This is a genomic window from Paenimyroides viscosum, assembly GCF_003858535.1.
In the GTDB taxonomy this organism is placed as follows: domain Bacteria; phylum Bacteroidota; class Bacteroidia; order Flavobacteriales; family Flavobacteriaceae; genus Flavobacterium; species Flavobacterium viscosum.
In genome coordinates, this window is record NZ_RQTJ01000002.1 from 18,602 (window position 1) to 39,167 (window position 20,566).

Below are 20,566 nucleotides of genomic sequence, written 5' to 3' on the forward strand. Positions count from 1 at the left end.
TAAAAATAAAAAAACGTCCCGACAAATCGGGACGTTTTCAATAATATTTAAATTGTAAATTATTTTACTAATTTAATTTCTGTACGACGGTTATTAGCACGTCCTGCAACAGTTTTGTTATCATCGATTGGGTTTTTAGAACCAAAACCTTGAGAAGATAAACGGCTTGCAGAAATTCCTTTAGAGATTAAATATTCTCTTACTGCATTTGCACGATCGTTTGATAATGGGTCGTTGATTTTATCAGTACCTGTACTATCTGTATGACCTTCAATTGCAAATTTAGCATTAGGGAATTGGTTCATTACTCTTGCCATATTGTCTAACACTGCGAAAGACTGCTCTTGGAAAGTAGATTTACCTGTGTTAAACAAGATTGTTTTACCGTACTCGTTTAATTGTTTGATGTGCTCTTCTTTAACTTCTGGACATCCTTTGTTAGATGCAGGACCTGCAACTTCTGGACACTCATCATCTTTATCAAAAACTCCATCACCATCTGTATCTGGCCAAGGACAACCGTTGTTCTCTTTTGGACCTGCTTCTTCTGGACATTCGTCTTGTGCGTCTGCAATTCCATCACCGTCTGTATCAGGACATCCGTTGAATTCTTTTAATCCTGGCTCATCTGGACAAGCATCTTCGTGGTTAGGAATTCCGTCACCGTCAGAATCAGGACAACCGTTCATAGCTGCATCACCAAATTCGAATGGACATTGATCTAAATGATCCGGAATACCATCTTTATCAGAATCAGGACAACCATTGAACTCTTTTAATCCAAACAACTCTGGACACTCATCGTATTTATCTAAAATACCGTCACCATCTGTATCTTTTCCACCAAAACGGAAAGAAACTCCTGCAACGTGTTGTAAATGTGTTGGAACAGAAACATCGTTCGCTCTCACTACACCATCGTCTTCTAACTGATGTTTATAAGTAGATGATAAGTTTAAACCAATGTTTTCAGTTAACCAAAATGTAAGACCTAAACCTCCATTAACATTACCAGATGATGCTTTTCCTAAGAAAGCGTACCCTCCACCAACGTGAATAGAAGGATCAAACCATTTTGAACCGATTAATCCACCGATACTGTATTTAAATTGACCATCAATTCCATAATACATCAAATCTGCTGCATCAACTCGTCTTTGTCCGTTAAAATCCGCACCAATTAGGTTACTGTTAGCATCCATAACCACTCTTTTCATTTTGTTTACAGAACCTGTAACACCAAAAGAGAAATTAGCACCTAAATAATGAGATACGTTTAAAACAGAAGCAGATGGTAAGATGCTCCAGTTATCTGTTTGGAAATATTGACCAAAACGATCTGCAAAGTCTGTGGCAACACTTGAACGTCCACCGTCCAAAGCATTAACACCCACGGTAATAGCCCATGGCTGATCAGCATTTTGTGCTTGTGTAGCTGTACCAGCTAATAACAAAGCAGCTGCAAATACTTTTAATTGTTTCATAACTATTCAATTTTCTACTTTACGTAATATTTTCACAAAAATAAATTGTTTCAACGAATATACAAAATAAATTAGTGAAACCTTTAACATTTTTATAAGATTTTTTTATACTACCCCTAACTCTTTAGCCACTTCTGCAAAAGCTTTGATGGCTTTATCAAGATGTTCTTGTGTATGTGCCGCCGATAATTGTACGCGAATACGCGCTTTGTCTTTTGGTACAACAGGGAAGAAAAATCCAATAACGTAAATGCCTTTTTCTAATAATTTATCTGCCATTACCTGCGATAACTTGGCATCGTACAACATTACTGGAACTATTGCAGAATCGCCATCAATGATATCCAATCCTGCAGCTTTCATACCTTTTTTAAAGTAGTTTGTATTCCATTCCAACTGATCTCTTAACTTGGTATCTTTTTTCAACAGTTCAAAAACTTTTAAAGATGCACCAACAATTGATGGAGCTAATGAGTTTGAAAACAAATACGGACGTGAACGCTGACGTAATATTTCAATGATTTCTTTTTTAGCTGTAGTATATCCGCCCATTGCACCACCTAAAGCTTTACCTAATGTACCTGTAATAATATCTACACGACCCATTACGTTTTTAGCTTCTAACGTTCCTTTACCTGTAGCGCCAATAAATCCGGCTGCGTGACATTCGTCAACCATTACCATAGCATCGTACTTATCTGCTAAATCGCAAATTTTATCTAACGGCGCAACCAATCCGTCCATAGAGAAAACGCCATCGGTAACAATCAATTTAAAACGGCGACCATCGGCAACTGCTTGTTGTAACTGCTTTTCTAAATCTGCCATGTCGTTATTTTCGTAACGGTAACGTGCTGCTTTACATAAACGAACACCATCGATAATTGAAGCGTGGTTTAAACTATCTGAAATAATACAATCTTCGGCTCCTAATAAAGGTTCAAAAACACCACCGTTTGCATCAAAAGCTGCTGCGTATAAAACAGTATCTTCGGTTCCGTAAAAATCGGCAATTTCTTGTTCTAATTGTTTGTGAATATCTTGTGTTCCGCAGATAAAACGAACAGACGACATTCCGAAACCGTGCGTATCTAACGCATCTTTAGCTGCCTGAACAACTTCTGGATGCGACGATAATCCTAAATAGTTATTGGCACAAAAGTTCAATACTTTTTCGCCTGTACTAATGGTAATTTCGGCATCTTGAGGCGATGTAATAATACGTTCTTTTTTATACAAACCATTTTCTTTAATGGTATCAATTTCTGTTTGTAAAAACTCTTTAATACTTCCGTACATAGTTATATGATTTATTTTTATTTACTATTGATAGGTTACAAATTTATTATTTTTAAATCGTCTTGAATATACAACAAGGTCTTTTTTACAATTTCATAACCCATTTCATCTATTGCCAAAGCATAATCGTTAATTTGTTGGATGTATTTTGCTTGTTCTTCCCCTGTTTTATAATCGATAATATAGGCTTTATTTCCGTTAATTGCAACTCGGTCTGGTTTTATGTTTTTGAACGATTTATGCAAAATTGGTCGTTCGTTATAAATGATATTTTCTTTATTAAAGAAAGGTTGCAAATCTGCATGTTGAACAATTTCTGTAATTTTTTCTGATATTTCAACTTCTTCTGTTGTAGGCAACATTCCTTTCGATACTGCATTTTTTACCACAAAAGCAATGTCATCAGCCGTAATAATTTCAGCCAACAGTTCGTGTATTAAATTTCCTTTTTCTATGGCATGTTGCTGCTTGGTATCCCACATTATTGCTTCGCGCTTTGCAATTTTTATTACCGATTGATCTATTGGTTTTTCTACCGATTTTATCACAATTGGTTTTACAAGTTCATCGTTTTTTTCTTCAGAAACTTTAATTGCATCGCCAAAAGGATAATTTAATTCGTTTTCAGAAAATCGACCTGAATCTTCCAAATAGGTCACAAAAAATGTAGCTAATGTATTGGGTAACGTTCCGGTTTTAGATCGTTTGTAATTGCTAATGATATACAATTGTTCTTCGGCACGGGTTAACGCCACGTACAAAACATTCAAATTATCCAACAGTTCTTCTTGCTTTTTTTGATCGTACAACCGTTGCGCAGTTTCGCCATACATTTTCACATCGTTTTTTAAATCGACCAATGCTTTAGGGATAACCAACTGATCGTTTTCTTCTAAATCTACCCATATTTTATCACGTGATTTGGAGAAATCCTCATCGGCAAACGGATAAATCACCACTGGAAATTCCAATCCTTTTGATTTATGAACCGTCATTAATCTTACAGCATTTTCGTTTTCGGGCGATGGAATACTTAATTTATGATAATTCTGTTCCCAATAATTTAAAAAATCGGCTATTGTTGATTGATTTTTTACGGTTCGTTCTAAAATTAAATCTAGAAAATACTGCACATAAGCTTCGGTTTTCTTTGTCGGGATAAATGCCGAGACCATTAGTTCTACCGCAACGTACAAATTGTTTTTACGGAGTTCTTTAAAGTTGATTTCAATGCCGAATGTTTTTAAATAGTCTTGAAAATCGGTTTCATTATCCATCGCCATTCCCTTCACAATCACATCGTGCACTTTGGCATCTTTCAGAATAAATCGACCAACGTAATATAAAATCAGCGCTTTTGCTTCTTTATCGTGATTATTCTTTAAAAATCGTAACAAATTCAACAGTAACTGTACTTCGGTAGCGTTATTAATCAACAAGGTTTCCGACGATAAAATACGAATTCCATTTTTTGTTAAATGATTTGCAACCTTAACACCATCTTTACTTTTACGTGTTAAAACCACAATATCGCCCAACGAAAAACCTTGATTCAGAACATTTTCAATGGTTTTTAAAACTTCGTTCAGATACAAATCGTCTTTTGTAACCTCATCATCAACCAATAAATCATTGTTTAAAAAAGCAATATTTACGAAACCGCCTTTTTTAGGATTTGTGTTTTGATGCGAATAATTTTCGTACAGATTTTGATACGCTTCGTTATTAAACTGATTTGCCAAAAACTTGAAAATTCCGTTGTTAAATTCGATCACTTGCGAAAAGCTGCGGTAATTGGTATCTAAACTTATGGTTGCTTTTGACGGATTCGAAAACGGATTTTCGCCATCGCTCAACTGCATAAATTGTTCTGCCTTGCCACCTCGCCAACGGTAAATTGCCTGTTTTGGATCGCCCACAATCATTAACGAACCTTGTTTGCCAAAATCGTCTTCTCCAGAAAGCGCATTATCAATCAACGGAACCAGATTTTGCCATTGCATTTCGGATGTATCCTGAAATTCATCAATAAAAAAATGTCGGTATTTTTCGCCCAAACGTTCATAAATAAAAGGTGCAGGCTGATTTTTTAATTCTTCGTAAATAATCTTGTTGAACTGCGATATAGAAAGAATCTGCTGTTCGGTTTGTATGCGGTTAATTTCGTTACTTATAGAATTCAGCAACGAAAGTGGTACCAGATTTTTCAGAAAAGCTTCGTAAAAATAGATTTTTCCGAACAGCGGATAAATCTTTTTTGTAATCGCTAATAAATCGGGTATTAACTGTTCTATTGCTTCTTTATCTTTTGCGGTTTTATTGATTTTTATATCGTCTGCTTCGTAATATTTTTTATTAGCGTTGTTGTAGTTCCCATCAACAATTCCTATTAAATGTTTTGGAAAATAACCACCGCTGAACGATTTATTGTCGATACCATTGGTTTCCAGCAACTGCAACGCATTTTGAGCCAACGTAACCGTTTCGGCTTTTAACTGATTGATTTGATCGTGCAACCAACTTTTCAATGACAAAAACGTCTGCATTTCAATGTTTTCAAAAGCTTCCAATTCTTGTTTGTTGTTTTCGTTCAATAACAAACGACCAATTTCCATTAACTCGTTGGTAACATCCCAACTTTTATCGTCATCGGCTTTACTTATAGAAAAATCGACCAATAGCTTCGTTAATTCGTCATCAATTCCGGCTTGCGAAATCAAGGCATCAACGGCTTCCTGCAACAAAGCTTCGGTATCCAAAGAAACTTCAAACTGAAAAGGTAAATTCAAATCAAACGCAAACGAACGAATTACCTTGTGGGTGAATTTATCAATTGTAGAAATATCAAAACCCGCATAATTATGAATGATGTTTTTTAATATTTTTTTCGATTTTTCTCGGATATATGCTTCGGTAAACTCAGTTTCTTGAACAATTTGTTCCAACAACTGATATTCTTTCTTTGGAATTTCGTTCAACGTAAACGCATAAATGCACGAAACAATGCGCGATTTCATTTCGTTAACGGCTTTGTTTGTAAAGGTTATTGCAAGCACGTTTCGGTAAGCATCGTCTTTATTAGAATATCCTAACAAAATTTTAAGATACTCTTTTACAAGCGTATGCGTTTTACCGGCGCCGGCTGATGCATTATAAATGGTAAAGGCTTTTTTTTCCAAAATAAATTATAAAAAAGTTAACAAAGAACACACACAATAATTTTTATTGTAGCGCGATTTTGCCTAAATTTGAATAAAAATAATACTAATCTTTAAAATATTATAGTTATGGCTTTCGAATTACCAAAATTACCATATTCTTACGACGCTTTAGAGCCTCATATTGACGCTAGAACAATGGAAATTCACTACTCTAAACACCACCAAGCATACACAACAAATTTAAATGCAGCGATTGAAGGAACTGATTTAGCAGGAAAATCTATCGAAGATATTTTAACTTCTTTAGACTTAAACAACAAAGCTGTTCGCAATAATGGTGGCGGTTTTTACAACCACAATTTATTTTGGGAAATTATGGCGCCTAACTCAGGTGGTGAGCCAACTGGTGAATTAGCTACTGCAATTAACGAAGCTTTTGGATCATTCGATACTTTTAAAGATGCTTTTGCTAAAGCTGGTGCTACACAATTTGGATCGGGCTGGGCTTGGTTATGTGTTAAAAATGGTAAGTTAGAAGTTTGTGCTACTGCAAACCAAGACAACCCTTTAATGCCAGGAATTGGATGCGAAGGTATGCCGATTTTAGGTTTAGATGTTTGGGAACATGCTTATTACTTAAATTACCAAAACCGCAGACCAGATTACATTAACGCATTTTTCAATGTTGTTAACTGGGACGCTGTTGCTAAAAAATATGCTGACGCTAAATAATTAAATTAGTGTTTCATTAAAAATCGCCTTTTAAAGGCGATTTTTTTGTTTAATCGTACAACTCCTCACCTTCTTTTACTTTATCTTTCAAATCAGATAAATTTCCTTTTCTTGATTTTGTCAATCCTTTTAAATCCGTGATATTGGTTTCTGATTCCTTTACTTTTATTCCTGCTTCTAATTTATCTACTTCTGAAAAATAGGTATCGTAAATAACATATTTAATTCCATTATTAGTAAAAGCTAAATAGGTTAATTCCATTGCTGAATTTTGAGTACCTCCACCTCTTATATTCAGAATATTCAAACATATCAAAACTTGATAAATTTTTTTCTTTAGGATATTCCAACTCGATTTTATTTTTCGAACCATATCTATAAACAATATAGTTCTCATTTTTATCAATACAAACCGATAATTGTTTACCATTTTTCATTTTAAGTTGATAAACCAACTGTTCGTTTTTTAATTGATAGTTTGCTTCTTGAGAAATTAATTTATTTTCTTGAGCGAAAACATTTACTTGTACTAAAAGAAATAGCACTATTATATATTTCATTTCAAGTTATTTTTTCAAGATTTCTTTTAAAGATTCTGCCACTTGATCTTGACCGTATTCTCCAAAAAAAGCCGAATATTTATCTTTGTTAATAATTATAAAACTTCGGCAACCATAATGATAATTAAAGAATAGATTCTCAATTAATGCATTGGGATCTTTTTTCCAATCGTAATCATTTATCGTTTTTATACCTTCTTTGTCTTTGTAAATTCTTAATACATTGACATCGGCAACTTTTTTTACTTTCTTTTCTAATTCTTTATTCCACTGAATTTGACTTTTTTGAGTGGATGTTCCACTAGAATTACAAGGATCTTTTCCAGGGTAATAATAAATTATCAAAGGTTTGCTGAAATCGAGCTTTAAATTGAGTTTTTCATTTAATTCTTTAAATAAATTTTCTGAATCGCCTAATGATCCTTTTTCTCCTCTGTTATTTCGATACATTAACTTGAAAGCTTTTAAAGAATCGTTTTCTACATGATAATATTCTTTACCAGCAAGCAATTTATTAAACGTAGCTTTGTCAATTTTGTTATTATCCGCGTCGTAATAGCTTTGTGCATTAACTGTATTTTGGACAACTAATACAAATAACAACAGTAGTTTTTTCATATAGTTTTATTATTGATTTATTAATCATACAACTCCTCACCTTCTTTTACTTTAAGTACTTTTTATTTTATCAATTTCTTAATTCTTTGTAAAGCTTCATCATCATTATAATCTCCCAATAAGGCAATAAATTTATTTTTATAAACTAAAATTCTATTGTAACAATGGTACGATTGGGTTAATAATAATTTATTAATTATTTCACTCATATAATCATTTTGATCATTCTTGTTTAATTGATTTTCTACAATACATATCGTTTTTTTTTCTGTAACTTTATTAACTTTTTGTTGAAATTCGAGGGTATATTGTTGCATCTCCTCTTCAACTAAATTTAGCGTACACTTTTCACTTTTAGGATAAAACTCTATTATAAGTAGTTCATTATCATTGAAATTTGGATATATTTCTATTAGTCTTAAAAAAAAATCAGGATTTAAATCGCTCTTAATTTCTTTGCGCTTGTTTAATTGCATTAATTTTGAATCATCAACTTGAGCTGTTAAGTTATTTTGAACAATCAATGTAAGTAGTAACAGTAGTTTTTTCATAATAGTTTCATTTGCTTAAAAATATAAAAATTAACATTACAATATATATCTACTCAAAATAATTTATCAAACCGAACGGCAAAAAACTCTTGAACGCAGCAAAACATTACTTTAACAGTTAAAAGACCGTAACTATTTGCAGTTGGTTATAAAATGCTTGGTTATAAATTTTTAGATTTGTAAAAAAGACCGTAATGGAAATTGCCTTTTTCAGCTTATCAACCCTTTTAATTTTTGCATCGTTAATTCCGCTGGTACAAGATCAACATTGGTTTTTCAGGATTTTCGATTTTGGTAAAGTCCAAATTTTAGTATTACAGTTTATCGTTTTTATTGTTGCATGGGCGTTTCTGCAAAAAACCACCGGTTTTTACATTACACAGTTAATTTTGGTAGGCTGTATGGTTTACGAAATTTATCTGCTGTACCCGTACACGCCTTTTTATAAGATCGAAAAAAAGCAGAAAACCGATAAATCGTCTGAAAGTATAAAAATTATTTCCACCAATATTTATCAGTTTAATAAAGAATACGATCGATTTTTGAAGTTTTTAGAGAACGAAAATCCCGATATTATCCTTACAATGGAATCGAACAAAGATTGGGAACATGCGTTGCAAGCTTTAAAACCGAACTATCCGTATTTTTGTGAAATTGGTTTAGAAAACACCTACGGAATGCATCTGTATTCTAAAATTGAAATGACCAACTGCCTGACTCATTATTATGTTGCCGATGATATTCCGAGTATTGAGGCTACTTTTAAAACAAAAAACGGTTTTGAGTTTGTATTTTTTGGAGTGCATCCGCCACCACCAAGTCCAACCGAAGAAGAAAATGCAAAAGAGCGTGACGGCGAATTATTATCGGTTGCCAAAAAAGTGAAAGAAAATCACAAGCCTACCATAGTAATTGGTGATTTTAATAATGTGGCGTGGGCAAAATCATCTATTTTATTCAGAAAAACATCCGGAACAATTGATCCCAGAATTGGTCGCGGTTTAATATCAACCTTTCATGCAAAATACCGCTTGTTGCGTTTCCCGATCGATCAAATGTTTCATACCACAGATATTTTTGTAGAAGAATTAAAAGCGATGCCAACCGTTGGGTCTGACCATTTGCCTTTATACTGCAAGTTTTTTATCGATAAAATAAACGACGATCAGGAAGATTTGGTAGAACATTTGGAGAAAAACGATTATAAAGAAGTTACCGAAATGATTGAAGAAGGAAAAGCCGAAGAAAGCGACAGAGAAACCGTTGTTACCGAATAATTTAATTATCTTTACCACATAAACTGCTAGTTAATGAAAGCATATATATCGGTTGATACAATTACAAGAAAATCTTTAGGAAAAGAAATTATTGCACTAGGCATGGCAATGAGCACGGCAAATGTGGAACAATTTATCTTTGTTGATAAATATCCGTTTGAAGCCGGTCAAGAAGCCGAACTAATGCAGAAAGCAATGAAAGAAATAGATTCTAGCAACTTTTTAATCATTGAAGCCACATCGGTTAACGTAACATCGTGTATTGAATTAGGCTATGCAAAGGCAAAACGAAAACCTATTGTATACCTGCAAAAAGCCGAAGCCGAAACAAACGATTTACTGTTTGCTTTAAGCAATTTTCATATTTTGTATTCAAGTCCGAAAGATTTGTTCGATCAGTTAAACGAATTTCTTAAAAACGTTTTACCCCAAAATTAATAAGCTTTGAAAATTTCAAAGCTCTTTTTTTATATAATAGTTTCAACAACAGTAAAAAATCACAATTTAAATTTTAATATATTTGTTTTTCATATTACATATTAAGCATGAAATTTAGTCAGTTTACCATTATAGCAATAGCTGTTGCAACGTTAACAGCCTGCAACAAACACGATAAAACAAGCAATTACAATAGCGTTACAGATAGTTTGCAAAGCGTGCAGTTTGAAACAGAACAATTTGCAGATGTTCAGGTTTTAAAATACGATATTCCTGGTTGGGAAAAACTGACGTTAAAAGAGAAAAAACTGGTTTATTATTTGGCTCAGGCTGGGTATTCGGGTCGAGATATCTTTTGGGATCAAAACTACAAAAACAACTTAAAAATACGTACCGCTTTAGAAAATGTTTACAAAAACTACAAAGGCGATAAAAATGAGGCGAACTGGAAAAAGTTCGAAATTTATTTAAAACGCATCTGGTTTTCTAACGGTATTCACCATCATTATTCAAATAGTAAAATAAAACCTGATTTTCCGCAAACATATCTTCAAAAATTACTAAAAGAAACCAAAACAAATTTAGATGCTACTATTGTTGAAGTTCTTTTTAACGATGTTGATGCTAAAAAAGTAAATTTAAACGAATCTAAAGGTTTGGTACAAGGATCTGCAGTTAATTTCTACGGAAAAGGTTTAAATGCAAAAGATGTAGAACGTTTTTACGGAAGTATGATTCCTGCTGACACTTTACGACCTTTATCTACCGGATTGAATTCAAAATTGGTCAGAACAGAATCGGGAAAAATTGAAGAACGTGTTTGGAAAAGTGGCGGAATGTACGGTGCTGCGATTGATAAAATTGTTTATTGGTTAGAGAAAGCCGTGGAAGTTGCCGAAAACAAACCACAAGCCGATGCATTGAAGATTTTGATTGATTTTTACAAAACCGGTGATCTTAAAAAATGGGACGATTACAACGTGGCTTGGGTAAAAGCTACCGAAGGAAATATTGATTACATCAACGGATTTATCGAAGTTTACAATGATCCATTGGGACATAAAGCATCTTATGAATCAACGGTTCAGATTAAAGATTTCGACATGTCGGCAAAAATGGAAGTTATTTCTAAAAGTGCACAGTGGTTTGAAGACAGCTCGCCTTTAATGCCCGAACATAAAAAGAAAAACGTGGTTGGTGTATCATACAAAACCGTTATTGTGGCTGCCGAAAGTGGCGATACGTCACCAGCAACGCCAATTGGTGTGAATCTGCCAAATGCAGACTGGATTCGTGCAGAACACGGTTCTAAATCAATTTCGTTAGGAAACATCATCGACGCGTACAACAAAGCAAGCGGTGGCGATAAATTAAAAGAATTTGCTTTTGATGAAAACGAAATTAAACTTTCACAACGTTACAGCGAATTGGCAGATAAGTTACACACAGCGTTGCACGAGGTAATTGGGCATGCATCGGGTCAGTTAAACCCGGGAGTGGGTACGCCAAAAGAAACACTGAAAAGTTATGCATCTACTTTAGAAGAAGGTCGTGCCGATTTGGTTGCACTTTATTATTTATACGATAAAAAAATTCAAGATTTAGGTTTGGTTGATAACTGGCAAAATCTGGGAATGACGGCTTATAACGATTACATTCGCAACGGATTAATGACACAGTTGGTTCGCATTGAACCAGGTCAGGATATTGAAGAAGCACACATGCGAAACCGTCAATGGGTTTCTGCTTGGGTTTTTGAAAAAGGGAAAGAATTCAATGTGATTGAAAAAGTTGTTCGCGACAATAAAACCTATTTTAAAATAAATGATTATGCGCGTTTGCATGATTTATTCGGACAATTGTTGCGTGAAACACAACGTATAAAATCAGAAGGAGATTTTAAAGCAGCGAAAGAATTGGTTGAAAATTACGGCGTAAAAGTTGACAACCAACTGCATAAAGAAGTGTTAGAACGCAGCAAAAAATTCAATAACGCACCTTACCGCGGATTTGTAAATCCGGTATTGGTTCCAATTACAAACGATAAAGGAGAAATTACCGATATTGTGGTAACCTACCCTAAAACGTTTGCAGAACAAATGTTGTATTATTCTAAAAACTATCATTTTCTTCCGTTAGAAAATTAGTCATATAAAAGCCGCTTTTAAAAAGCGGCTTTTCTTATTTTATTAGATGAATACTTATGTTTGCGCGTTCATCAGCAGGATATTTACGAGTATAATTATCATCAATAGATAATCCCGACCGTTTTACACATTCTTCAAAAACAGCTAATTCTAAAATATATTGATCAGAAAAACCATGCGTAGCATCATAAGCTGTTGCTGCTGTTAATCCGATATTTTTTGATGTTATTGCAGGGTCAATCGTATGAAGTTCAATTACCAACAATCCGAATTTAGAAATAAAAGGCTGCCATTTCTGTAAATGTTCAACCAAACTTTGTTCAACCCATTCGTTCGGCAACAAAATCCCGTTGGTTGCATATGCTCCTGTTGAAAGACTTTCTTGCAAATTGTCAATTTTTACGGGTTGTTCCCAAATTCTGTTATGATCTAAAAAGGTTCGCATATTCAACAAATCATTCAATTCAATATTGTATTCGTCTTTTAAATCGGCTGCTAATTTTTCAGGATTTCCAATATCGCCCCAAATAACTTTTGCCCAAATATCATTCGCAATTAAATTGGCACGCGTAATTTTCAGTGCTTCCTGATTATAATCGGCACCCACCAAAAACAGCGGATGCGTTTCTAAATGTTTTCCACGCAACGTTCTGTTTTCAATAGTTTCAAACAAATGTTCCAGCAAAGCACCGTTACCGCAGCCCATATCTAAAATTCCTTTTGGTTGTTCGTTCAAAGGTTTGTTGAAAATTTCGATAATCAACTCATCAACCGCTTTAAAATACGTTGCATGTGCTCCACCACTTCCCCAAACGTTCATGGCTCTGTCTACATGAATTTCCTGCTGTCCACCGTTGTCTTGTTTAACTTCTGAAACATTTCCGAACAACAGATGCTGCATTTGACTCAACATAGGCAAATAAGAAACCGTAACGCCGTACGAAGTTGCTCTACGTGCAAAAAACAAGCCCTGATCTGTGAAACTGTAGTTGTGGTTTTTCTTTTGAAACCAGCCTAAATGCGTAAGAAAATCAAGCAGTTTTTCGAAACTTTCCGGATCTTTATGATATTCCTCAGCTTTAAAACTCGATTCCATAAAATATTTGTGGAACATTCCGTTCATTCCCAATCGTACAATTGTGGGGCCAACCAAACAACCTTCCACATAATAATTTAACTGTTTACGAATCTCATTGTCTTCATCGTTTAAAGCTGAAGGCAAAAGTGTATCGTTCTGATAACTTTCTAACAGTGGTTTCAATTTTAAAAATGGTTCTTTTTCGAACAAACGATTATGAAATCCTTGCGAAAACTGGATCATTTCCATGACCGGTTTCAACGAATCTACATAGCGTAACATTTGATCGAACTTTATAGTTTTCTGAACCAAAACTTGCGGAGTAACTTGATAATTTAAAAAACCTTGCGACGCCAACACGCGTAAAGCAACATTTAAGTAGCCTTCATTGGCATTAAATTGAGTTGCAAGCTCGTTCAAAGTTACTTTCTCATTGTTCGAAATAAACTGTAATATATCGGCATTATTAAGCGTAACCAAAACCGGCAGCGTTACAATTCCGTCTAAATGACGAAAAATAACGCTTCGTAAATCTTTTTTATCCATAAATATGTAAATCTTCTTTCAAATCACTAGTCGACTGAGAATGTAGTGATGACTATTTTTAATCTTCACAAAATTACTAAACTTTATTTTACCACGATCTTTTTTATGAAAATTTTTAAGGTTGATACACGCCTAACCTAATATTAACAAGAACAATTTTTCTTGTTTTTGCAAAAAAATTAATCATGAAAAACACACTACTTTTACTTTTTGTTATTGCTTTCTCATTTAAAATGAAAGCACAAACGGAGGAAGCTTCAACGACAATTCCTACGAATGAATATTTAGATTTATTGGCTACCAACTTAGAAATTCCTGAGGAAATCAGCAAGAAATATCAAAACAGTTCTATTGATATCACTTTTATTCTGACGATTACCAAAGACGGTTCAGTTTTTAACCCAAAAATTCAAAATGATTCGCTACAATTAGAATCATCCTTAAAAAAAGCTCTTGAAAAATTGCCTAAATGGAATCCTAAAACCGAAAACGGAATGGCGGTAGTTTCTAGAAAAGCATTTAATTTGGTTATACCTATACAGTACACCATTGAAGAAGAGCCAATCAACGGACAAGTCTATAGAAAAGCTACTCCAAAAGATGGAGTGAGAAATTTTATGAACCGATTTATAGAAGAATTTAAATTTGATAGTAATAAAGTAAATTATGATATTAAAATGCGATTAATATTTTTTGTAGAAAAAGACGGCACACTTACAAATATAGAAGTAGCAGAAGCCAATACTCCTCTCTTTCATTCAGAAGTAATACGCATAATAAAATCGTCTAAATGGAATCCTGCTATTGAAAATGGCAAACCAGTTCGCTCAAAATTTACTATACCAATAACAATTAAAAATCGAAACTAATTATTTAAAACCAATATAAATAGCTATATTTGTAAGCGATAAAGATAATATTATGGCTACACAAAAAGAGGTTAAACCTATAGCACCAAAAGTAAAAGAATTAGTTGCAAATTCTAAATCGATTATTTTAGGAACGGTTGATGCTGAAGGTAATCCAAATTCTAGCTACGCACCTTTCGTAAATATTGACAATAAGTTCTACATTTTAGTTTCTTTTATGGCGCGCCATACAAAAAACTTAAGAGATCAGAAAAAAGCATCAATGATGTTTATTGCAGATGAAAGTAATTCTAAACAGATTTATGCTCGTGAACGATTAACTTTTGATGTTGCCATTACGCAAGTCGCAAGAAATTCTGACCAATGGAATACGGTTGTTGAAAAATTAAAAGAAACACACGGTAAAGTTGTTGAAGTTATTGCCCCAATGGAAGATTTTATTTTATTGGCTTTAAACCCAGTTAAAGGATCGTACGTTAATGGCTTTGGTAGTGCTTATTTTGTTGACGAAAACTTGGATGTTTTAGAACACAGAAACGATATTAATCACGGTCAAAAACAAGATTAATTACATATAAAACTCCTTCAAATTGAAGGAGTTTCTTTTTATAGCAATTTATAAATTACGGGTTTACTTGGCGATGCATCATTTTCGAACGATGAAATCTGCAGGTTTAAAATGTACGATCCGTCTGTAACTTCGCTATCAATAAATACCAATTCGGTAATCGTACAGTCAAAACGCGCGTCGACATTCACTTCGTTTACATTTTTCACATTCCAAAAGGCTTTATGAGCCACTAATTTGCCTTCATCAACTTCTTTGTCAACACTTGGTAAATCAATCAGTAAATGTTCAACACCAATTTCTCTTATAAAAACAGACGCTTCTTCTGATAAATACGCCGGATTGGTATTAGAATAATTTTTATGCTTTTTTTCGTTTGAATTTGGAAGCGTTCTTATGATTAAAGCTTCAGATGTTTTACCATTCAATGATTTTTCAATCTGATTTTTTGTGATAACAAAATCATTATCAATCATTTCAGGTTCAATAGAAATTAATTCGGCTGTAAAAAAGAAGGTTTTTAATGTTTTATTGATCGAATAAAAATCTTTTGTAATATGACCCAAACATTCGGTATGTGTTCCATGTCCGTGCGGATTGAACAAAATACTATTAAAGTTTGTAGATGATTTTCCCGATGCTACACTGCCCACAAAATCGCCCATAACCACCGGATTTATTTCGGGCTGATCTAAATACCACGCAATTGGGTTTTGTTCGTTATTTTGAATAGGTAAAGAAATATCGATTGGTTTCAACAGATCAATTTCGTATGTTTTGTTATTATGTTGTATGGTTGTTTTCATTTTTATATTTCTATCTCAATTTACTGTTAAAAATCATTCAATTAATTAGTATTTGGTCTTATAAACGGAAATATACTTGAAGTATCATTTAATCTTTGTGAAGGAAATAATACTTGAAGTAAAATATCTATTTTAGAATTTAATAACGATGTTAATATTATCGGTTCGTTAATGTCTTTTACATAAATCCTTACATAAAACAAATCATCAATAAGAGAAAATTTAATAGAACTATCTTTTATTTTACTTGATGTACCTATTAATTGCCAAGATAAAATATTATTATCGCAAATAGTAAACGTTTTATTGTTATAAGTTATAATGACTTTATTATTGCTAACATTTAATATTGTTTGTTTATTAATTTTATAATGATTAATAAAAATTATTAGTTGAATAATAACAGGAATAATCAAAATAGAAAAAATTCCTATAATAAAAAAAGTGTTCTTAAATATAGATACATCATCTGAAAACCAATAATAGAAGACACAAAGAATCATTAAATTTGTAACCAACAAAGGAAAAATTGATTTTAGTAGTTTCTTATAAGTAATTTTTTCCATCTTATACTTTTTTAATCAATCTATCATAAACAATTCGCTTGCAATTCCGTCGCAAAAGAATTTACCTTTTAAAGTTGTTTTTAAAATAGTATTTTCAATAATCAGCTTTTCGTTTGTAAGAAATACGTCGGCATTTTTAAGCAAATAATCTAAATAATCTTGTCCAAAATCGTTTTTAATTTTTTTAAATGATACGCCCCAAACGGTTCGTAAACCTGTCATAACATATTCGTTGTATCGATCTTTTATTGATAACGTTTCAACTTCGTTCGGTAATCTATCTTGCTGAATGGCGTTTATGTACAACGAATTATTGGCTATATTCCACGAACGATTTGTTCCATTAAAACTATGCGCAGACGGACCAATTCCTAAATATTTTTTTCCTAACCAATACGCAGAATTGTTTTTAGAGAAATAATCAGGCTTACCAAAATTAGATAATTCGTAATGAATAAATCCTGCTTTTTCTAACATTTCAATCATCATCAAAAAATGCTCGTGAGCTATACCGTCATCAGGTGTTGGGATTTTTCCGTTTTTAATTAATTTAGCCAATGCCGTTTTTGGTTCAACGGTTAGCGCGTAACTTGATATGTGCGGAATATTTAAATCTAACGCTTTTTGTACATTTTGCTGCCAGCGATCTAACGTCATTTCAGGAATTCCGTAAATTAAATCAATTGAAATATTATCAAAATACTTTTTGGCTTCCTGTAACGAATTCCAAGCTTCATTTGCATTATGCGCACGATTCATCATTTTTAAATCTTCATCAAAAAACGATTGAATTCCAATGCTTAAACGATTAATTTTTGATTCTGCCAATTGCTTGATTCGATCTTCAGATAAATCATCAGGATTGGCTTCTAAAGTGATTTCTGGATTTTCAGCAACATCAAATAACTGATAAATCTCGTCAATTAACAGATTAATTTCATTGCTCGATAAAACACTTGGAGTTCCACCACCAAAATAAATGGTTCCTATAGGTTCTGTAATTTCATTTTTACGCAAGAAAAGCTCACGACGCAAAGCCGAAATCATCTCCTCTTTCTTTTTTAAAGAAGTAGAGAAATGGAAATCGCAATAATGACACGCCTGCTTGCAAAAAGGAATATGTAGGTAAATGCCCGCCATTATTTTTTGGTTACGCGGTCTGCATTTTGACTAACGAAGGTATCCCAACCCGAATAACTTTTGCCGACAACAGTTTTTCCTGAGTTAAAAAAATGACAAACGGCTGCTGCCAAACCATCGGTAGAATCAAGGTTTTTAGGCAGTTCTTTTAAGCCCAACAATTGCTGCAACATTTTTGCAACTTGTTCTTTGCTGGCATTTCCGTTACCAGTAATTGCCATTTTTATTTTCTTGGGTTCGTATTCGGTAACGGGAATTTGACGCGATAATCCAGCTGCCATGGCAACACCTTGTGCCCTACCCAATTTTAACATGGATTGCACATTTTTCCCAAAAAACGGAGCTTCGATTGCTATTTCATCGGGATGATGCGTATCAATCAACTCAATAGTTCGTTCAAAAATACGTTGCAATTTTAAGTACGGATCGCTCATTTTGGCAAGATTCAGTTCGTTTAGCTGTATAAATTCCATAGAATTTTTCACAACCTTAATTAAACCAAAACCCATAATTGTAGTTCCGGGATCAATCCCTAATATAATTCGTTCTGCAGCCAAAATAGTCTTTGTTGATTTACGTAATGCAAAATTTAAAACACAAACAATTTATTATCAAATAGATAATAAATTAAATTTTACCAACGAAAGTTACAACTATTATTTAAAGATTTTGCAATGATTTATTATCAATTGTCAAGCTGAACTTGTTTCAGCTTCTCATTATTCATAAATACTATGAGATTCCGGATCAAGTCCGGAATGACAAGTATCTATATAAATTCTAATTTATTAATTAAAATAGAAATCTGGAAAAATCAAACATTTTCAATCTGATAAACGTTTGTTTACTGAAAAACCTCTTCATTAACACCATCAAAACTAGCGAAAACCATGCTTGGATGAGAATCTTGATGCAGCATATTTCCATGATTGTCAATAGCTATTGCGCCAGCAAAACCATCGTAAGGTTTTAATTCGGTAAATGTTTTTTCAAACGCTTTTTCTAATGAAAATCCATCGGTAACGCGGGTTACAATTTTTGCAGCAACCGCTCCGCTTACAATATCTTCGCCAACACCCGTTAAACTTACACCGCAAAATTCGTTTGCGTAATTTCCAGCTACTGTTGCAGAATCGGATATTCTTCCCGGAATTTCAAAACCTTTTCCACCGGTTGAAGTAGCTGCTGCAATTTTTCCGTCTTTATCTAAAGCCACACATCCAACGGTTCCTGTTCCTAAAGATTTTACTTTTGCTTCGTATTCGGCTCTTCGCTGTGGAATTTCAGTCGAAAAAGCTTCAAATCCATTTTGTCTGGCAAAATTTGTAGCTCCACTTCCGCCTAAAATTCGGTCATCAACCTGCATTAAAACGGGTGCTACCTGAATGGGATTTTTCACATCTTCGATATTAATAACACCACTCATTTTCTGCGATTCGCCATCCATTAAAGAAGCACTCATTCTAATTTTTCCGTCAGATTGAATTTGCGATCCAATTCCTGCATTAAACAATTCATCGTCTTCTAATTGAGAAACTGCATATACCACGGTTTCTAATGCCGAATGATTTTGGAGATACGCATACGAATCTTTCACAATGCGTAAAAGTGCCTGTTGTTTTGCAATTTTTGTTTCTGAACTTGTAGATGATTCAGAAAAAAAACCGCCATGTATAATGATTTTCATTACTCTTTTGTTTGTGATTAGGTGTATTGCGAAGAATGGATGCTCATTTTATACGTGTTCAGATCGAATTTATCAAAGTGACTCATTACGTGTGTAACCAAATGATTGATAGAGATAGGCTGATCTAATTCTACCTGCGTTAAATTGGTATCTTTAACCTCTCTTCCATCAACCAAAATTACCAAACCGGATCCAATAGCTTCCATTTGATGCCCTTTAGTAATCAACAAACCAGTATCTTCACCTAAACCAACACCCATTACTTTTGGATTTCCAACAACTGCCTGAAACAAACGACCAATTCGTCCTCTTTGTACAAAATGCGTGTCAATTACTACATCATCAATCAAACCTAAGCCCGATGTAATTTTCACTTCACCTTTTAACAATGCTTCAGAACTGCTGCCCTGATAAATCATATTATTTGAAGCTGCAGCAGCACCTGCCGATGTTCCTGCATAAATAAATTCTGTATTTTGGTATTTCGAAATCAACAAATCAACAAAAGGTGTTCCGCCTAAAATCGAAGTCAAACGCAATTGATCACCACCGGTAAACATAACAACTTCTGCCGCTTGTAATCGTTCTAAAACTTCCGGGTCATTTGATTGCTCACGTTTTTCAATATATAAAACATCGGCATTATTCGCCCCTAAATAGCTGAATGCCTTTACATATTCTGGACCAATTTCTCTTGGGATTTTTGAAGCAGTTGTAATCACTTCAATACGAGATTCTTCTTTATATTTTGATTCTTGAATGATTCTTTTTAGAATTCCTGTTTCAAAAAAATTCAGATTCTTTACAGCATCCTTATCTAAATTTGTCTCTGTAAAACTTCCTTTATCTACAGCGCCCCCAATAATTATTAATTTTCCTAATATTTCCATGTGGTAAAAATAACTATTTCTTTAAAGTGCACAAATCAATCTAATAAAATAAATGTTTTTTTTGAAAAATCTACAACAAAATAAAACTTCCTTAATATAATTCATACATAAAACAGCTCAACATTATTCTTAATAAAATTATCTGTAAA

General features: G+C 33.4%; 20 protein-coding genes. 6 read left to right on the forward strand and 14 right to left on the reverse strand.

Translation table 11 applies throughout. The features are described 5' to 3' along the window. Positions 1–59: 59 nt before the first annotated feature. The 3 genes from EG242_RS01125 to EG242_RS01135 all read right to left on the reverse strand — a co-directional run bounded on the left by EG242_RS01125 (position 60) and on the right by EG242_RS01135 (position 5,965). The gene (locus EG242_RS01125; protein WP_124898084.1) at positions 60–1,484 is read right to left on the reverse strand and encodes an OmpA family protein; all 1,425 of its coding nucleotides are present in this window, start codon (positions 1,482–1,484) and stop codon (positions 60–62) included. A gap of 105 nt (positions 1,485–1,589) precedes the next feature. Further along, on the reverse strand, positions 1,590–2,783 hold the full coding sequence (gene kbl / locus EG242_RS01130; RefSeq protein WP_124898085.1) for a glycine C-acetyltransferase: 1,194 nt from the start codon (positions 2,781–2,783) through the stop codon (positions 1,590–1,592). Positions 2,784–2,818: 35 nt separating this feature from the next. Beyond that, the gene (locus EG242_RS01135) at positions 2,819–5,965 is read right to left on the reverse strand and encodes a UvrD-helicase domain-containing protein (protein WP_203227670.1); all 3,147 of its coding nucleotides are present in this window, start codon (positions 5,963–5,965) and stop codon (positions 2,819–2,821) included. Positions 5,966–6,070: 105 nt separating this feature from the next. Here EG242_RS01135 and EG242_RS01140 point away from each other — a divergent pair, with 105 nt between their 5' ends. Further along, positions 6,071–6,676, forward strand: coding sequence for a superoxide dismutase (locus EG242_RS01140; RefSeq protein WP_124898087.1), 606 nt, complete (start codon positions 6,071–6,073; stop codon positions 6,674–6,676). Positions 6,677–6,725: 49 nt separating this feature from the next. Here EG242_RS01140 and EG242_RS01145 read toward each other — a convergent pair whose 3' ends face one another. The 4 genes from EG242_RS01145 to EG242_RS01160 form a co-directional block, all read right to left on the reverse strand. Further along, positions 6,726–6,938 carry a hypothetical protein gene (locus EG242_RS01145; protein ID WP_124898088.1) on the reverse strand — a complete coding sequence of 71 codons (213 nt, stop codon included), beginning with the start codon at positions 6,936–6,938 and terminating at the stop codon, positions 6,726–6,728. Beyond that, positions 6,910–7,236 (reverse strand): hypothetical protein, encoded by a 327-nt coding sequence (locus EG242_RS01150; protein WP_124898089.1) that lies wholly within the window; start codon positions 7,234–7,236, stop codon positions 6,910–6,912. The genes EG242_RS01145 and EG242_RS01150 overlap by 29 nt, the downstream gene beginning before the upstream one ends. 6 nt (positions 7,237–7,242) lie before the next feature. Beyond that, positions 7,243–7,854 carry a hypothetical protein gene (locus EG242_RS01155; protein WP_124898090.1) on the reverse strand — a complete coding sequence of 204 codons (612 nt, stop codon included), beginning with the start codon at positions 7,852–7,854 and terminating at the stop codon, positions 7,243–7,245. Between the two features lie 62 nt (positions 7,855–7,916). Further along, a complete protein-coding gene (locus EG242_RS01160; protein WP_124898091.1) occupies positions 7,917–8,405 on the reverse strand; it encodes a hypothetical protein in 489 nt (162 codons plus the stop codon). Between the two features lie 194 nt (positions 8,406–8,599). Here EG242_RS01160 and EG242_RS01165 point away from each other — a divergent pair, with 194 nt between their 5' ends. The 3 genes from EG242_RS01165 to EG242_RS01175 all read left to right on the forward strand — a co-directional run bounded on the left by EG242_RS01165 (position 8,600) and on the right by EG242_RS01175 (position 12,267). After that, positions 8,600–9,682, forward strand: coding sequence for an endonuclease/exonuclease/phosphatase family protein (locus tag EG242_RS01165; protein WP_124898092.1), 1,083 nt, complete (start codon positions 8,600–8,602; stop codon positions 9,680–9,682). A 33-nt stretch (positions 9,683–9,715) separates the two neighbouring features. Continuing rightward, a complete protein-coding gene (locus EG242_RS01170) occupies positions 9,716–10,120 on the forward strand; it encodes a hypothetical protein (RefSeq protein WP_124898093.1) in 405 nt (134 codons plus the stop codon). 107 nt (positions 10,121–10,227) lie between these two features. Then, positions 10,228–12,267 (forward strand): dipeptidyl-peptidase 3 family protein, encoded by a 2,040-nt coding sequence (locus EG242_RS01175; RefSeq protein ID WP_124898094.1) that lies wholly within the window; start codon positions 10,228–10,230, stop codon positions 12,265–12,267. 34 nt (positions 12,268–12,301) lie between these two features. Here EG242_RS01175 and EG242_RS01180 read toward each other — a convergent pair whose 3' ends face one another. After that, positions 12,302–13,891 (reverse strand): class I SAM-dependent methyltransferase, encoded by a 1,590-nt coding sequence (locus EG242_RS01180; protein ID WP_124898095.1) that lies wholly within the window; start codon positions 13,889–13,891, stop codon positions 12,302–12,304. Between the two features lie 185 nt (positions 13,892–14,076). Here EG242_RS01180 and EG242_RS01185 point away from each other — a divergent pair, with 185 nt between their 5' ends. Together EG242_RS01185 and EG242_RS01190 are read left to right on the forward strand one after the other, a co-directional pair. Continuing rightward, positions 14,077–14,760, forward strand: coding sequence for an energy transducer TonB (locus EG242_RS01185; RefSeq protein ID WP_124898096.1), 684 nt, complete (start codon positions 14,077–14,079; stop codon positions 14,758–14,760). A gap of 52 nt (positions 14,761–14,812) precedes the next feature. Further along, on the forward strand, positions 14,813–15,328 hold the full coding sequence (locus tag EG242_RS01190) for a pyridoxamine 5'-phosphate oxidase family protein (RefSeq protein WP_124898097.1): 516 nt from the start codon (positions 14,813–14,815) through the stop codon (positions 15,326–15,328). Between the two features lie 38 nt (positions 15,329–15,366). Here EG242_RS01190 and EG242_RS01195 read toward each other — a convergent pair whose 3' ends face one another. From EG242_RS01195 to EG242_RS01220, 6 genes are all read right to left on the reverse strand, one after another. Continuing rightward, positions 15,367–16,134, reverse strand: a complete 768-nt coding sequence (locus EG242_RS01195) for a cyclase family protein (RefSeq protein ID WP_124898098.1) — start codon at positions 16,132–16,134, stop codon at positions 15,367–15,369. Between the two features lie 41 nt (positions 16,135–16,175). Next, positions 16,176–16,700, reverse strand: coding sequence for a hypothetical protein (locus EG242_RS01200; RefSeq protein WP_124898099.1), 525 nt, complete (start codon positions 16,698–16,700; stop codon positions 16,176–16,178). A 15-nt stretch (positions 16,701–16,715) separates the two neighbouring features. Then, positions 16,716–17,840 (reverse strand): radical SAM family heme chaperone HemW, encoded by a 1,125-nt coding sequence (gene hemW, locus EG242_RS01205; protein ID WP_124898100.1) that lies wholly within the window; start codon positions 17,838–17,840, stop codon positions 16,716–16,718. After that, positions 17,840–18,397, reverse strand: a complete 558-nt coding sequence (gene ruvC / locus EG242_RS01210; RefSeq protein WP_124898101.1) for a crossover junction endodeoxyribonuclease RuvC — start codon at positions 18,395–18,397, stop codon at positions 17,840–17,842. The genes hemW and ruvC overlap by 1 nt, the downstream gene beginning before the upstream one ends. 287 nt (positions 18,398–18,684) lie before the next feature. Continuing rightward, a complete protein-coding gene (locus EG242_RS01215; protein WP_124898102.1) occupies positions 18,685–19,527 on the reverse strand; it encodes an isoaspartyl peptidase/L-asparaginase in 843 nt (280 codons plus the stop codon). A gap of 17 nt (positions 19,528–19,544) precedes the next feature. Beyond that, the gene (locus tag EG242_RS01220; RefSeq protein ID WP_124898103.1) at positions 19,545–20,417 is read right to left on the reverse strand and encodes a cyanophycinase; all 873 of its coding nucleotides are present in this window, start codon (positions 20,415–20,417) and stop codon (positions 19,545–19,547) included. Positions 20,418–20,566 lie beyond the last annotated feature (149 nt).